This window comes from Mucilaginibacter gotjawali (assembly GCF_002355435.1).
GTDB lineage: Bacteria > Bacteroidota > Bacteroidia > Sphingobacteriales > Sphingobacteriaceae > Mucilaginibacter > Mucilaginibacter gotjawali.
Window position 1 is genome coordinate 6,141,492 of record NZ_AP017313.1, and the last position, 15,068, is coordinate 6,156,559.

The 15,068-nt window shown below is 43.4% G+C and carries 12 protein-coding genes and 2 tRNA genes; 1 reads left to right on the forward strand and 13 read right to left on the reverse strand.

All coding sequences use genetic code 11. The features are described from left to right. Positions 1-6 precede the first annotated feature (6 nt). The 6 genes from MgSA37_RS27040 to MgSA37_RS27065 form a co-directional block, all read right to left on the reverse strand. On the reverse strand, positions 7-1,014 hold the full coding sequence (locus MgSA37_RS27040) for an L-histidine N(alpha)-methyltransferase (RefSeq protein ID WP_232010742.1): 1,008 nt from the start codon (positions 1,012-1,014) through the stop codon (positions 7-9). 21 nt (positions 1,015-1,035) lie between these two features. Further along, positions 1,036-2,214, reverse strand: a complete 1,179-nt coding sequence (egtB, locus tag MgSA37_RS27045; RefSeq protein ID WP_096356845.1) for an ergothioneine biosynthesis protein EgtB — start codon at positions 2,212-2,214, stop codon at positions 1,036-1,038. Positions 2,215-2,219: 5 nt separating this feature from the next. Continuing rightward, positions 2,220-3,788 (reverse strand): ABC transporter permease/substrate-binding protein, encoded by a 1,569-nt coding sequence (locus MgSA37_RS27050; protein WP_096356847.1) that lies wholly within the window; start codon positions 3,786-3,788, stop codon positions 2,220-2,222. Further along, a complete protein-coding gene (locus tag MgSA37_RS27055; RefSeq protein ID WP_096356849.1) occupies positions 3,781-4,752 on the reverse strand; it encodes an ABC transporter ATP-binding protein in 972 nt (323 codons plus the stop codon). Before MgSA37_RS27055 ends, MgSA37_RS27050 begins: the two co-directional genes overlap by 8 nt. Before the next feature lie 125 nt (positions 4,753-4,877). Further along, positions 4,878-6,263, reverse strand: coding sequence for a mercuric reductase (locus tag MgSA37_RS27060; protein WP_096356850.1), 1,386 nt, complete (start codon positions 6,261-6,263; stop codon positions 4,878-4,880). A 1-nt stretch (position 6,264) separates the two neighbouring features. Continuing rightward, complete coding sequence (locus MgSA37_RS27065; RefSeq protein WP_096356852.1) at positions 6,265-6,546, reverse strand: DUF427 domain-containing protein; 282 nt, start codon at positions 6,544-6,546, stop codon at positions 6,265-6,267. 330 nt (positions 6,547-6,876) lie between these two features. Here MgSA37_RS27065 and MgSA37_RS27070 point away from each other — a divergent pair. Next, a tRNA-Glu gene (locus tag MgSA37_RS27070) sits at positions 6,877-6,948 on the forward strand. Between the two features lie 115 nt (positions 6,949-7,063). Here MgSA37_RS27070 and MgSA37_RS27075 read toward each other — a convergent pair. The 7 genes from MgSA37_RS27075 to MgSA37_RS27105 form a co-directional block, all read right to left on the reverse strand. Further along, positions 7,064-7,137 (reverse strand) — tRNA-Asp (locus MgSA37_RS27075). 137 nt (positions 7,138-7,274) lie between these two features. After that, a complete protein-coding gene (locus MgSA37_RS27080) occupies positions 7,275-7,910 on the reverse strand; it encodes a DUF2306 domain-containing protein (protein ID WP_096356854.1) in 636 nt (211 codons plus the stop codon). Further along, positions 7,907-9,841 carry a WG repeat-containing protein gene (locus tag MgSA37_RS27085; RefSeq protein WP_096356855.1) on the reverse strand — a complete coding sequence of 645 codons (1,935 nt, stop codon included), beginning with the start codon at positions 9,839-9,841 and terminating at the stop codon, positions 7,907-7,909. Before MgSA37_RS27085 ends, MgSA37_RS27080 begins: the two co-directional genes overlap by 4 nt. A gap of 381 nt (positions 9,842-10,222) precedes the next feature. Next, positions 10,223-11,770 carry a DHA2 family efflux MFS transporter permease subunit gene (locus tag MgSA37_RS27090; protein WP_096356857.1) on the reverse strand — a complete coding sequence of 516 codons (1,548 nt, stop codon included), beginning with the start codon at positions 11,768-11,770 and terminating at the stop codon, positions 10,223-10,225. Positions 11,771-11,883: 113 nt separating this feature from the next. After that, positions 11,884-12,948, reverse strand: coding sequence for an HlyD family secretion protein (locus MgSA37_RS27095; RefSeq protein ID WP_232010743.1), 1,065 nt, complete (start codon positions 12,946-12,948; stop codon positions 11,884-11,886). A gap of 93 nt (positions 12,949-13,041) precedes the next feature. Next, positions 13,042-14,409, reverse strand: a complete 1,368-nt coding sequence (locus MgSA37_RS27100; protein WP_096356859.1) for a TolC family protein — start codon at positions 14,407-14,409, stop codon at positions 13,042-13,044. Beyond that, a complete protein-coding gene (locus tag MgSA37_RS27105; RefSeq protein ID WP_096356861.1) occupies positions 14,402-15,040 on the reverse strand; it encodes a TetR/AcrR family transcriptional regulator in 639 nt (212 codons plus the stop codon). The genes MgSA37_RS27100 and MgSA37_RS27105 overlap by 8 nt, the downstream gene beginning before the upstream one ends. Between the last annotated feature and the right edge of the window lie 28 nt (positions 15,041-15,068).

Here is a 15,068-nt window from a genome sequence, read left to right on the forward strand (position 1 = left end):
TGACTCTTATTCCGCTATCCAGATCGCATCGGTAAACCATTTCCGGCTGTCAAAAAAATGGTCAACCGGTTTAAATCCGGAACTGATGGCCATTTCGTTGGTTTGGATGACAGAAAACTTTTGAGAAATCTCCATAAAAATATATTCATCCTTCAAAAAGCTAATGGTTTCAGCGCCAATGTTTACTTCCTGATCGCAGGTGCTTACCAGGTAACTTTTGCAGGCGCCGTTTTCGGGATCATAAGTAGGATAGTGTTCAAATTTAGCTATATCAAAATGACCATCCAGTTCCCGGTTGATGCGTTCCAGTAAATTAAGGTTAAACTTTTTAGTGATGCCCTCTTTATCATTATAGGCAGCCAATATAGTTTTTGGATTTTTTTTAAGGTCGAAACCAATCAGCAGCATATCGCCTTTTGACAGATGCGCCCGCATGTTCCGGCAAAAATCTACAGCATCATCATGCTGCATATTGCCAATGTTTGATCCTAAAAACAGCACTACTTTGCGTTTATTTGAAGCAGCAGCAGCTCTTTCAAGCATTTCAAAATATTCGCCGTTCAGGCCTTTTATTTTAATTCCGGGCAAAGTTACCGGCAGGGTGATGTTTAGGTAGGAAATCACATTATCAGAAATATCAATCGGCAGATAAGTGAAACCGGCATTGTTTTCCAAAAGATAAGCTAAAAGATAGGCTGATTTGGTAGCATCGCCGGCGCCTAACTCAATTAAATCAAAAGCATCTCCTTCCCCCATGATGGCCCCGCATATCTCAGCTGTTTTTTCGCCGAATATCTCCAGCTCACAGTTGGTGGGGTAATACTCTTCGCAGTTCATCAGGTCCTGGAAGAGTTTATCGCCAACGACGTCATAAAAATATTTAGAGTTTAAATATTTCGGTTGTGCATTTAAACCCGTTATCACATCCAGGTAAAACTGGCTGCTTTTTATTTTTTCAGGTCGGGTTATCCCGATAGCCATCGGGACAGCCTGCATGTTTTCAATGTTTTTCATAGGTAGTATATCATCTGGATGTTATTTGGCCAACCTAATGCCTGTAAACTGCCAGCGTAAATGTGTTTGAAAAAAGTTTCTATAGGTAACACGGCTATGCCCCGGAGGTGTTACTTCGGAAGCGCCGCGCAGCACCTTTTGATTTACCATAAATTTGCCATTGTATTCGCCAATGGCGCCGGGTGCTTTTACGAAACCGGGATAAGGAAGGTAACTGCTTTCGGTCCATTCCCAGTTTTTGCCCCAGCTAAATTGGTTGGCGGCCGCTTCCCATTCAAATTCTGTTGGCAGCCTCAATGCTTTCCATGCCGCATAAGCATAGGCCTCGAAATAACTGATATGGCAAACCGGCTCTTTGGGATTCAATAGCCCCAGGCCATGATAGGAATACTGGTACCACTCCCCGTCGATTAAATGCCAGTACATGGGCGATTCTATTTTATTGTTTTTTACCCAGTCCCAGCCTTCGGCATGCCAGTGCCTGAAATCATGATAACCGCCTGCATTCATAAAATTCAGGTATTCGGCATTGGTTACCTGGTTCGGGCTGATCTCATAGGCCTGCAGGTAAACTTTATGGCGATTCAGTTCGTTGTCAAAACAAAAACCGTCGCCGGCAAACCCGATCTCATAGATATCTTCCTTTACGCTGATGAATTTTTCGTTCTCCACCCAATTAACCTTCGGCGAAACGTAATCCTTTGAATAGGCAGGAAAAAGCGGGTTATGGCCCAAAATGTATTTGATATCGGTGTATAATAGTTCCTGGTGCTGTTCCTCATGGTTCAGGCCAAGTATCAGCAACTCCTTTATTTCGTCACCAATACTTTCGTGCAAAAACTTTAGCATTGCCTCGTCCACATACTCCCGGTAACGGTAAATCTCCATTACTGTTGGCCGGCTCAGGTTACCCCTGTCGGTGCGGATCACCCGGTTTCCTACCGTTTCGTAGTAACTGTTGAATACATAGTTGTAATCGGGATTATATTCCCGGTAGCCCATAAAATAAGGCTTCAGGATAAAGGTTTCAAAAAACCAGGTTGTATGCCCGATATGCCATTTAGGCGGGCTGACGTCAACTACAGGCTGCACCACATAGTCCTCGGTCTGCAGGGGGCTGCATATCTGCTCTGTGCGTTTGCGAACCCCGATATATCGGGTTGCCAGATCACTTGAAATTATTTTTTCGGCTGTGTCCATTGGTGTTACCTGTTATCCAAATATCGTTTCAGGTTAGAAATTGTTTTAATATTTAAATTTTTGGCCTGCTGCCTCCGCATCATCAAAGCATACGCATTATTAAACCCGATTGGTTTTAGCCATTTGACATTATATTTTTTCTCAAATCCATCCTTTACATAAATATAGGTTGCCTGGCTGCCGGTGCTTACTGAATCAATAACTTTAACCGGAGGCTGTAATATGGCCAGTAAACCTGTTCCTGTATATTCAGGGTACAGATCGATCTGGTCATTCATTAAAGCATCAAAGCATATTTTTGTACCCCCCAGCCCTGTTTTGGTGGCAACATCGTAACGGGAATATCCTTTAATCAGCATGCTGTACATATTCGCCAGGATGTATTGTTCGCCAAATATTTTCGACCCGATCCGTACCACACCTTCATTTCCATTTTGCGCCGGCCTCCATAATTTTTGTGAAACCAGGAAGTTTTTTGCCACTTTTTCAGGGCTTTGATGAAGGTAATCAGTTTGATAGTTCAGGGCGGTCATGGTGCTGTCGTTTATTTTCCCGGCTAACAAATTTAGTATTTTTTCTAACAATGCAAATTTTGTTAGTGAATTTTCTCTAACGATGGGTGCGGCGTAATATGGCGGAAAAATTCCTTTGTCATCTTTTAATACCACCAGGTCGTATGCCCTTAGCCTTCCATCAGTTGAATAACCGCTGATCACGTCGAGCTGTTTTTCGTAAGCGGCCTTATACATCACTGCATCACTGATCACTACGGTACGGATACGCAAGCCGTATTTGCTTTGCAGGCCCAGGTTACCATCGCGCCTGCCCATAAACTCCGGGGTGAACCCTGCCTTGAGTTTGCTGCCATAGGCAGATGGGATCCAGTAAAATGAGGACAATAGAACAAGCAGCAGCGGCAGTATTATAGTAGCAGTTTTTAGTCTTTTTAGGTTGAGCTTTTGCAATCGCGACAGCAAAAAATCAAATAAAACAGCCAGCAATGCCGCCGGGATGGCGCCGGCCAGGATCATATTGGTATTGTTGAGCGAGATGCCACCGAAGATAAACTCACCCAGGCCGCCTGCAGCGATATATGATGCCAGCGTCGCTACGCCTACAGTTATTACGGTGGCTGTGCGGATGCCCGCAAAGATCACCGGCATCGCCAGCGGCAGTTCCACCTTTTTTAATACCTGCCATTTGCTCATGCCCATAGCTACCGCGGCCTCTTTAACAGCAGCGTCAACCCCGGTTATCCCCGTAAAGGTGTTGCGGATGATGGGCAGTAAGGCATAAAGTAACAGGGCGGTAATAGCGGGTTTGGCCCCGATGCCCAAAACCGGGATCATAAAACCCAGCAAGGCTATGCTGGGGATGGTTTGTAATACGCCTGCAACACCCAAAACCGGGCCGGAAAATCGTTGTCTCCGGCTGATAAATATGCCCAACGGTAAGCCAATAAGTACAGCAATGAACAGGGATATAAAAGTAAGCCCGATATGCTGAACGGTTTGTTCGGCAAGCTTGCCCGATTGCTGGCGCATAAAATCCCATAAAGATTGCTGCTCATTCACGGCTGTGCCCTTTCTGATATTGATAAAAAGCTGACATTAAAGTTTCAAAAGACACCGTCTTCATTTCCTTGTTTTCCAAATTTGCCATATTTAAGCGTTCAGCATTAAAAAATGCAGCCCGTTCGAAAACTGTCCATAAATCAGTTGTATAATTAACCAGTATGCCAGGCTGTTGCCCTTTTATCTCTTCATCTGAAAGTAAATGCCAGAGTGATTTAACCGTGATTGTTTTAAATTCCAGCAGTAGCCTTTGCTCTTTCAAAAATTCCTTTACAAAATCGTTTTTGGGCTTGAACAACAACGCTGATGGAGTGCCATTTTGGACAATTTCCCCTTTATCCATAATGCAAATGCGGTCGCCCAGTTCAAAGGCTTCCTGCACATCATGGGTAACCATAATAATGGTCTTTCTTTTCAGTTCATCCAGCGCCTTAAACTCTGCCTGTATTTTTGAGCGGGTAACATTGTCCAGCGCGCCAAATGGTTCATCCATCAGCAATACCGGAGGGTCAGCCACCAAAGCCCTTGCCAGCCCTATGCGCTGTTGCTGGCCACCGCTTAACTCGCTGGGATAGGCGCTGAGGTGTTTTGTGGAGAGATGCAATTTTTCAAGTAATTCGCTGGTGCGTTTTTCTATCCGCTTTTTATCCCATTTTAACAGTTGCGGTACGATGGCAATATTTTCGGCAACGGTATAATGCGGAAAAAGACCGTTATTTTGCAGTACGTAGCCAATGCCGCGCCGCAATACTTCGGGCTGTTGCTCCAGGATGTTTTTTCCGTCGATAAAAATTTTACCTGATGTTGGCTCAATAAGCCTGTTGATCATTTTAAGTGTGGTGGTTTTGCCGCAGCCGCTGGTGCCCAAAAGGATAAGATTCTCCTGCTCCTCCACTTCGAACGAAATGCCGTTTACGGCTTTAACTTTGCCAAAGTGTTTGCTGAGCTGTTCAACCTTAATCATCTTTTCAACGGGATTGAGTAATAAAGGATACTATCCGCATAGGCAATCGCATGTACACACCCCTCCGCCCCTCTCAAGAGAGGAATCGCACACCCCGGGCTTTTCATTAATTTCATTTCAAACAGTTATGTATCCATCGCCATAAAAAGGTTATTTAACGATTCGGCAAAAAGCGGGTGGGCGAATACAAAATAGCGGATCTCATCATAAGTAATGCCGCCTGCCATGGCCATTTGCAGCACCGTCATGGTTTCGCCGCCTTCAGGGCCTAAAATAGTGGCGCCCAGAATCTGTTTGGTATCCGGATCAACAATGGCTTTCATGAAGCCGCGGGTATCGCCTGTCTCAATGGCGCGGGCAACATAAGCCATGGGCAGTTTTGCTACTTTATAATTCAGTTTACGTTTTTTGGCCTCAGTTTCATTGATGCCGATACAGCCCAGTTGCGGATCGGTAAACATACAGTAAGGCACGGGACGGTCCTTTATGCTGAGATTCTCATTTTTTACCAGGTTACGGTAAACAATGGTATAGTCGTTATAACTGATGTGCGTAAAGGCCGGGCCGCCTTTTACATCGCCCAAAGCGTAAATGCCTTTAATATTGGTTTCCAGTTTATCATTTACCTTAACGTTGCCGCGTTCATCCATTTCAACCCCGGTTGCCGGCAGGTTTAAAGTGGCCGTTTGTGGCACGCGCCCCACGGCAACCAGTACGTGCGAGCACCTGACCTTTTTTTCCGACCCATTAATTAACACTGTTGCGGTGATTTTTTCACCCTGTTTCTTTTTGATTTTTGATGTTGAGGCATTGCAAAGAATGGTGATATCCTCTTCCTGTAATATTTTGGTAAGCTCTTCCGAAACATCTTCGTCCTCACGGGATACGATCCGGCCTGACTTTTCGACAATAGTAACCTTGCTGCCAAAGCGGCTGAACATTTGCCCAAACTCCAGGCCGATATAATTGCCACCGATCACCAGCAAATGTTCGGGCACTTTATCCAGGTCCATAATGGTGGTTGAGGTTAGATAGTCAATGTCGTTTAAGCCTTCAATTTCAGGAATAAAGGGTTTGGCGCCGGTATTGATAAAAAATAAGTCGGCATTAAACTCCTTTATCCTGCCGCTGTTCAGTTTTACCGAAATGGTTTTGTCACCCGTAAAGGTAGCTTCGCCGAAGATGACATCGAGGTTTCTGGTAGCCTCCAAGCCTTTCTGGCTGCCATTCCTGAATTGGTGAACGATGGCGTCCTTTCTCTTTTTGATCTTTGCCATGTCCACCGAAAAGCCTTTTATTTTTACACCGAGCGCCTGGCTGTTATCGGCCATATAAGCCATTTTTGCCGAAGCCACCATGGTTTTTGTGGGCGTGCAGCCATCATTTACACAGGTGCCCCCGATCCAGCGTTTTTCTATCAGCGCCGTTCTCTTGCCCGCGAGGGCCAGTTTTTTGGCCAGCGGTCCGCCTGCCTGGCCTGATCCGATAACTATTGCATCGTATTGTTTCATATCAGGCTATTACTTTTACACCTTTCCAAAAGGCGATGTAATCTTTAATTTGAGCCGCCGCAGGGCTCGGATCCGGGTAAAACCACGCAGCATCCAGGTTTTCTTTTCCGTTTACTTCAAGCGTGTGGTAGGATGCCTTACCCTTCCAAATGCAGGTGGTATGTGCAGGCGAGGGCCTCAAATATTCGGTATTAACACTCTCTTTCGGGAAATAATGGTTATTCTCAACTACAATGGTGTCATCGCTTTCGGCAATCACCTGGTCGTTCCATATTGCTTTCATATAACGGGTAAGGTATTTTTGTATTATAAAGGTAAGCGGATATTATGATATATAAAATGCAGGGAGCTGCATTTTGTTTGAGGAATGTCAAATGTTTAGGAGTCGGGAAGTCGGGAAGTCCGGAAAGTCCGAAAGATAAACGCGAGTGAAAGTACTTTTCGGGGTAAAAAAACCACCCACAACCATCTTTCGGACTTTACTGACTTTCCCGACTTTCGGACTTTTCAAAAAAATTTCAAACTTTATTTTATTTTTCTCTTTAAAACTTTATCTTTGCAATCCCAAAATAAAGGGACTCATTGGGCCGAAAGGTACATGATCTCAAAAATTGGCCCGTTCGTCTAGGGGTTAGGACGTAAGATTTTCATTCTTGAAACAGGGGTTCGATTCCCCTACGGGCTACAAAGCCTCCAGCGAAAGTTGGAGGCTTTTTGGTTTTAATCTGCTTATTTTTTCGGCTTGATCCCTAAAATAACATAAAGCAAAAAAGCTCCATCCTTTTGGGATGAAGCTTTTGCGGAATGGACGGGACTCGAACCCGCGACCCCGTGCGTGACAGGCACGTATTCTAACCAGCTGAACTACCACTCCGTTAGCCCGTTGGATTTCTCCGTTTGGGATGGCAAATATACGCTTCGTTTTTAATTAAGCCAAGTGTTTTTTAAAAAACATGCTTTTTAATCGCTATTCGCCTTAATTTCAGCGGGTTTTACTTTTATTAAACTTGTTTATCCTGCAATAAAAACCTGTTTCCGGTAATAATAATTTATCCCTTCGGCCAAAATAAGGTTGGGTACCCAGCTTAAAAACGAAATAATGATGTAGTTATTTGCAAAGCCTACGCCACTGCCAAATACCGTAAAGGCCCAGATATAAAAACGCAGGGTAACTGCGCCAAAAGCCAGGGCATAGCTTCGGCGCATCATTTTGATGTGGTCGTCAATCCTTTTGTTTTTTACAAGCAGCCAGGCCGACAGGGTAAATATTACCCACAATGTATTTTGCAGCAGGAACGATAAGAAAACCCACTTGCCGCGGTCGATAAACAGCGTCATGATATAAGCGCCCGGGGCAGCAAAGAATAGCACTCCGAACACATAAACTTTACCCAGCGCCTTATGCAGGGGCTTATTCCTATACACCTTTTTGGAGAATTGAAAAAAGCCGGCCATCAATATAATACTGCTGCCTATGATATGGCAATAAAATGCGGGCAGGTACCAGCCTGTTTTTACAGCAGCCTCTTTTATCTGCAAAAAGTGCGAATCGTTTTTAAAATCATAGTACTGCAAAAATGTACCTGCGCACAACACCAACACCCAAAAAAAGGCAAAATACCATAGCACCTTTCCCGCTATTTTCATTTGGCGGCAAGGGTGGTGTTGGGTTTGGTTTTTACCCCTTTTAATTTCTGGCTGATCCAATTGATGTTGTATTTATCAATGGTTGTCAATGAGTCGTCAACATTCGCATTGCACGGTTTTTCCTGCCCGGTGTAGTTGTTATAGGATGCCATATCAGCAAATACCTCTGTCCATCTTTTATCTTTAAACTGGTAACGATAATCGGCGTAGATCTCATTTTTCATATAACGGAGTATATCGGGGGTAATTTCATCTATCGTTTTTTCTTCCCTTTTATCAAAACGGCCCGTGCCTATAAGCATTTTATAACAAGCACTTAAATACGAGTCGTCCATTTTAACGTATTTAGTAAAACCAAAGGTCCGGTTATTTGGCAACTCCGTTAATTCATTATTTCTAATTGCCAAATAGTGATAGAACGGCCCCCCGGAGATATACTTTGTGGTATCATAAAGTTCTATTGAGAGTATAGCCCCAGCTTTTACCTCGAAAAGAGAATCGTTGATTACCTTAAAACTATTCACATCACATACACCGCCTAACAAACCGCTGCCATCGGGTTCAAAATCGGTGGTAATATCCTGTGTATAAATTCTGTCCTTCTTCTTATCAACAATTACTATATTCTTTTTGTCATAAAAGCCGGAACGTCCGCCTAAAAAATAATCTTCAATTGAATAAAATGATGCTTCCAGCCAGTTTTCCGGCTGCTTACCTTTACCAGTGAAGCTTATGTCATAACTTTGATGCAAACCGTCATCTTCTTCCCCGTTTTCCTCTACTGGTTTTCTTAAGGGATTTTTAAAATCCTTTGACTTTTCGATCATATTCAGATCGGCCAAATAGGACGGCGGAATATAAACTACACCGCTTTCCTGACGCGAATTATATTCGGTAATAATATTTAGTGCGCTTTTATATACGTCAAAATGGTTCGCAATATTTTTAATTTTCGAAAAAATATCGGCCATTTTCAGGTTAACCTTCTCAGAAATGCTCTTGTCTTTTTTAAAGTAGAAATAATCGGCCCCATTCCGCAGTACTGCTAAATTGGCGTCATCGTCAATGGGAAATACCTGGTCATAAACAACGGGAATGACAATTTTACCTTCAAGATCATAAAAACCTCTTTTCTTATCTTTTTCAACCTCTACAAGGCCGGGGAACGTACCGCTGATATTATGGATCAAATCATAATCCGGAGGAATGATCTCTTTCAGGTCCGGATTAACCAATCCCATCTTATAAGGCACAATAACAGAATCTTTGGGGCGATTGATATCCTTTTCCATATCCCAATGCCCCTTCACCACATAAAAAAAAGTCTTTTGATCAAGGTGGGCAAACCAAATCACACTGTCATACCTTGTTTTTAATTGGCCGGCTGTTTTAAACGCAGCAAGTGTAATGGGGCTATATATATCCTTTTCATCTACCGTTTTACTCCTTACAAAATTTTCATATACCATATAATCGGTTAAAAACTGCCGTGCGTCCACCTGGGCTATTTTTAACTTATGCGGTGCAACTTTATGTATTTTCAAGATCAATACCGATGCTTTTGAGTCCAACGCGTCATGACTAAAAGTTGCGGGGATGCTCACCGTCACCCATTCATCATCAATAATTTTGATCCTGGCAGCGTCAACATCAAGGTTAATTCCTGCCAAAGGCTTTTCTTTACCGTTAAGGCTCTTTTTACCGGACAATAAATTAACCAGCCGCTTTAATACTTTCAGTTTTCTGTCAGCATCAAAATAAGTCATCAGCGAATCGGCATTACCCTCTTTTACCCGGTTATTAAAGCCGTTCAAAAATTGGCTTACTTCGTCCTTGCCGGTTTTTTCGGCAGTTTTACAACGAACAAAAAGAAACAGGCCTGAAAGTAAGATAATACAGGCAAGATAAATTGGGCCAGGTTTGGATTTCATAGCCCCTAATATAAATGGTTTTACATCAAATAATGAAAGAAGTTTAATATCACCTGGAAATAATCCAGTTTGTGTATCCGCGAGATTCCAGGCGTAATTCTAAACCCGAAATAAAACGAATAACGAAAAAAACCGTCTGTTTTTTAGTTAATAATTTAAAGCGTGGCAAAATTTCATCTAATATTCATAAATAATATTAAACCCTACAAATAAAATTTGCGTTTATCCTCAAAAAACTATTACATTTATACCCTAGATTAAATAAACCCTGGCGAAATAATATATTTTCTTTGAGGTAGTTAGGATACCGGGGCGGTGATAAAATTTTAATTGTAGTTTTTTGGGGAAAGCCGCCCGCCTTTGGCGGACGGCTTTTTGCTTTTAGTGGGCATCGACCGGCAGTTTAGCCGCTTTCTTAAATGGCTGCAAATAGAGCAGCGGGATCGAAAACAGCATTACCAGGCCCGAGATCCAGTAAGCATCATCATAAGTAAGTAAGATTGACTGACGGGTTACTGCGCCTTCAATAGCCATATATGCCATATGCAATGCATCTGTTGCTGATTTGCCTTTTGCCATAAAGGCATGCTGCAGCATATTCAGCCTGTCGTTAAATGCATTGTTATATGGGTTGATGTTCGATAACAGGTCGCTCCTGTGTTTTGCTGTGCGGATATGGATTATGGTAGTTAATACCGCAATCCCGAACGAGCCGCCCAGCTGGCGCATCATATTGTTTAATCCGGTGCCCTGGCCTAATTCGGGCCCTTTCAAATCTGCAATTGCCAGCGTAGTTAACGGAACGAACAGCAGGGCCATGCCTACACCTCTTATCAACAAGGGGATCAATACATCTTTCTCTCCGGTGCCGAGGGTTGAGTTGCTTAGCATTGTAGTGAATACAAAGAACAAGAACATGCCCGCTGTGGCCATAAATTGCGCCGGTATGCCCCTGTTAAGCATCTTGCCGATAAAGGGCATCATGATGATCGTACACAATCCACCAGGGAATAGAAGCTCGCCGGTTTGCTGCGCCGAAAAGCCGAGCAGGTTTTGACAAAATACCGGGAACACGAAGACGGACCCATACAGGCCAAACCCGAGAACAAAGGAGGTGAACATACCCACCGCGAAACTTCGATGCCGCATGATCCCGAAGTTTACTATCGGGTAATCGATACTCATTTCGCGCCATATAAACAGGAACACGCCTAAAATTGCGGCAATGGTGAGCACAAGTATGTAGGTTTTTGCAAACCAGTCTTCCGATTCACCTTTTTCCAATATGGTTTGCAAACTGCCTACCGCTATAGCCAGCAGGGCAATTCCCCACCAGTCAACCGGCTTTCCTTTTGCTTCTTTTGGCGTTTCCCTCACAAAGGTGTAAGCACAAAATGCTGCAATAGCGCCGACAGGTATATTTACATAAAAAATCCACCTCCATGTAGCGTGGTCGGTAATATAGCCACCTATAGTTGGCCCTACAGTGGGCCCAACTACAGCTCCCAAACCAAACAACGCAGTTGCGGTTCCGATTTGTTCGCGGGGCCAGGTCTCGATTAGTATAGCTTGCGAAGTTGATATTAACCCACCGCCGGCTAGTCCCTGCAATATCCTGAAAAGCACCAGTTCATCCAGGCTGGTGGAGTTTCCGCAAAGGAAGGAGGCAATAGTAAATACAACGATAGAGGTGATGAAATAATTTTTTCGCCCGAAGCGGCTTCCAAGCCATCCGGACATGGGGAGTACAATTACATTCGCAACGGCGTATCCCGTAACCACCCAGGCAACATCTTCCAGCGTGGCACCCAGGTTGCCCTGGATGACAGGCAAGGATACGTTTACGATGGTGGTATCGATCAGCTCCAGTAACGAAGCAACGATAACCGTGATCGTAATGATCCACTTTCTAAAGCCAGTTTCAGCCATTATTTTTTATTGTAGTGTTAATTTTTAGTCGATAGACCATAGTCCATGGACCATGGTTAAAAACCAATAAACTGTTATTTTCTGCCATGGACTATCGACCATGGACCATGGACTTATTCAGCAACGATCACAGAAACATTCACGCTCATCCCCGGGTGAAGTCTGTCCATATCTTCTTTGCTGCCGCTGATCTTAATTTTTACAGGCACACGCTGTACAACCTTTACAAAGTTGCCGGTGGCATTGTCAGGAGGCAATAAAGAAAACTTGGCGCCGGTTGCCGGTGAAAAATTGAACACTTCTCCTTTTAATTTCATTTCAGGGTAAGCATCAACTTCTACTTCAACTTTTTGTCCGGAACGGATCTTATCCAATTGGGTTTCTTTAAAGTTAGCGGTGATATAGATGCTGCTATCGTTAACAATGGAGAATAAGGTTTGCCCGGCCTGAACCAGCTGCCCTACCTGAACGTTCTTTTTTGACACCATGCCGCTGGCCGGTGATTTTATCTGGGTGTACGATAATTGCAATTTTGCATAATCAACATCCACTTGTTTCTGTGTTACGCCTGTATGGGTAACATTCAGTTGATTCTTTGCCGCGCCTTCAAGTTCAACGGCCGCCTTATACTGGTCCTGCGCAGCCCGGTAATTAGCCTGTGCAGTTTCCAGGTCGGCTTTGGCCTGGTCAAATTGCTGCTTGGTGATTGATCCATCCTGTACCAGGTTTGCATAACGTGCATAATCCTTGGTAATTTTATCCAGTTGAGCTGCAGCAGATGCCACTTTAGCTTTAGCGCTTGAAGAGTTGGCCGCATTTTCAAAAATTTGCGATTGCCCTACATTGATATTTTGGCTTGCACCGGTTTTCGCGGCTTCTGCCTGTTCAACTTTTATTTTATAATCATTGTCGTCAATTTTTACCAGCTCCTGGCCTTTATTAACGTGTGTGTTTTCCTGGAAGAAGATGCTGTCCACATAACCGCCTACCCGCGCAACAACCGGGCTGATGTCGCCGTCAATTTGTGCGTCGTCGGTATCAACGTGTTTACCGTAATATATATATTCTTTGATCCCGAAAATAATGCCGATTACAAGTATCAGCCCTAAAATAATCGGGAGTACTTTGTTTGGTTTCTTTTTAGGTTCATTTTCCATTGAGTCATTTGCCTTTGCCATCGTATTTTTAATTGTTGAATTAGTGATTTAGTGAATTAATGAGTAGTGTAATTGTTGATTTCTGATTATCTGCATATTTGCTCATCTGTACAGCTACTTATTGAGTTTTCCGGTTGATTTTATTAAGGTATAATAGGCCAGTCCGGCATCGGCTTTCGCCAGTTCGAGGTTGATCTCCGCCTGGTAAAGCAATGTTTCTGCATCGGCCCTGTCAGTTGCTGAGGCGATATTGCTTTTGTATTTTGATTCGAGTATCTTGTTGTTTTCTCCCGCCTGTTCTATAGATGTTTGCAATAATTTTATTTTATCAAGCGCCATCATGTAGTTTTGATAATCCTCGTTCACCTCGCGCCTCACATTATTCATGGTGATGAGCTTGTTGAGCGACACTTCATCCTGTTGGATCTTCGCCTCTGCTACTTTATTTTTATTGGTCCACAGGGTCGAGAAGTTCCATGAAACGCCGACACCTAAGGTGAGGGGTAAAATATATTTTCCGCTCTGAGGAAAAGGATCTATCTGTGTATCGATATAGTAGGCCGCGGCCGATGCATTTACCGTTGGCAGCGCATTGGCTTTAATATTTTTAACATTTGTTTCGGCAACCTGCGAGCGGAGATCAAGCGATCTGACTTCAGTACGCAGCGTCAAGGCCGTATCAATATAGGCGGTTACAGGTGCTACCGGCCTGTCGGCCTCAGCAATATCGTTAATAGCTAATTGTGTTCCTTCGGGTAAACCAAGCAATATATTGAGGTTATAGTTCACAATTTTTCGGTTGGTCTCCAAATCTATGCCGTTTAACTCAATATTTGAGCGTTGCAGCTGGAACCGGAGCACATCGTTTTTGGTAACAATACCCTGGTCGAAAAAACGCTGTGCTTGTTTTATTTGCTGATCCACCGTTGCCAGGTTTTGTTCAACAACTTTTTTACTTTTTAAAACTTTGTAAAGATTATAGTATTGGTTGATGATATCGTAAGCTACGGCATCCTTATCGTTTTCTGCATCAATCCGCGAGATCTGTGCCAACAATTCTGTTGATTGTTCTGCATATTTTAAACGGTTACCTCCGTAAATTACTTCGTTAACCGAGGCAATACCCAGAAACGCGTCAGCGCTTTTTGGCAAGGTTAAGCTTGCAGGGCCAAAATCCAGCTTGTTTGCCGGGATCTCAGCCCGGTTATAAGTAAAACTCGCCTTACCGGTAGGCAGAATGTTGTCTTTCGCCTGGTTATACTGCGAAATGGCCTGGTCGATCTTTGATTTTGAAAGCTTTACTACATTGCTGTTTGCCAGGCCCATTTTCAAGGCTTCATCAAGGGTGATCACCCTGTCCTGGGCGTTAACAGCATTAAAGCCAAGCAAGATTAAAACAATTGCCGGGGCAATGAAACGTTTGAACGCAGCGGCCGCGGCATTAAAAAATTTAAGGTTGGTGTGTTTATTCAGTCTAGTCATTGTTGTTCATTAAGTAAGATTTTAAGAGCTGTTTCATGTACGTTTTGAACCTCGGTTTGAATTTTTCTTCCAAAAATGCTTCATCCCGGATATCGTGCCCCAGCATTAAAGATGCTATATGTGGCGCGTTAATAATATAATTTTTAGTGCCAAAAATGGTCGCTATCATCAGTTCGGGATCGATATCTTTCCCGAAGCTGCCGTTTTTGATCCCTTCTTCAAATATTTTTTTAAACTCCATCACATTGATCATCAATATTTCGGTGATCTTATCTGTAAGGTCCCAACGTTTACCCATGGACATTTCGCGGTTGATCAGTTTCTGAAAGCAATTATTGACAATCATCCTGTCAACATAATTATCAATGCATTTTTCCAGCTTGTCCCACGATGATATGCTTTCATCGTTGCCAATATTTTGAAGCAATGTTTGAAATGAAGAGATTTTCCGTTCAAAAACCGCAAGAAACAGCCCTTCCTTCGACCCAAAATAGTAATTGAGCATTGCCATGTTCACGCCAGCCTCGCCCGAGATCATCCGGGTAGAGGCCCCGTCGAAGCCAAGGTCCGAAAACACCCTTTCGGCTACATCAAGGATATGATCCTTTTTATCAATTTTATCTTTATCCATTGTATTTCTTGAACAAAATTAATCAAAC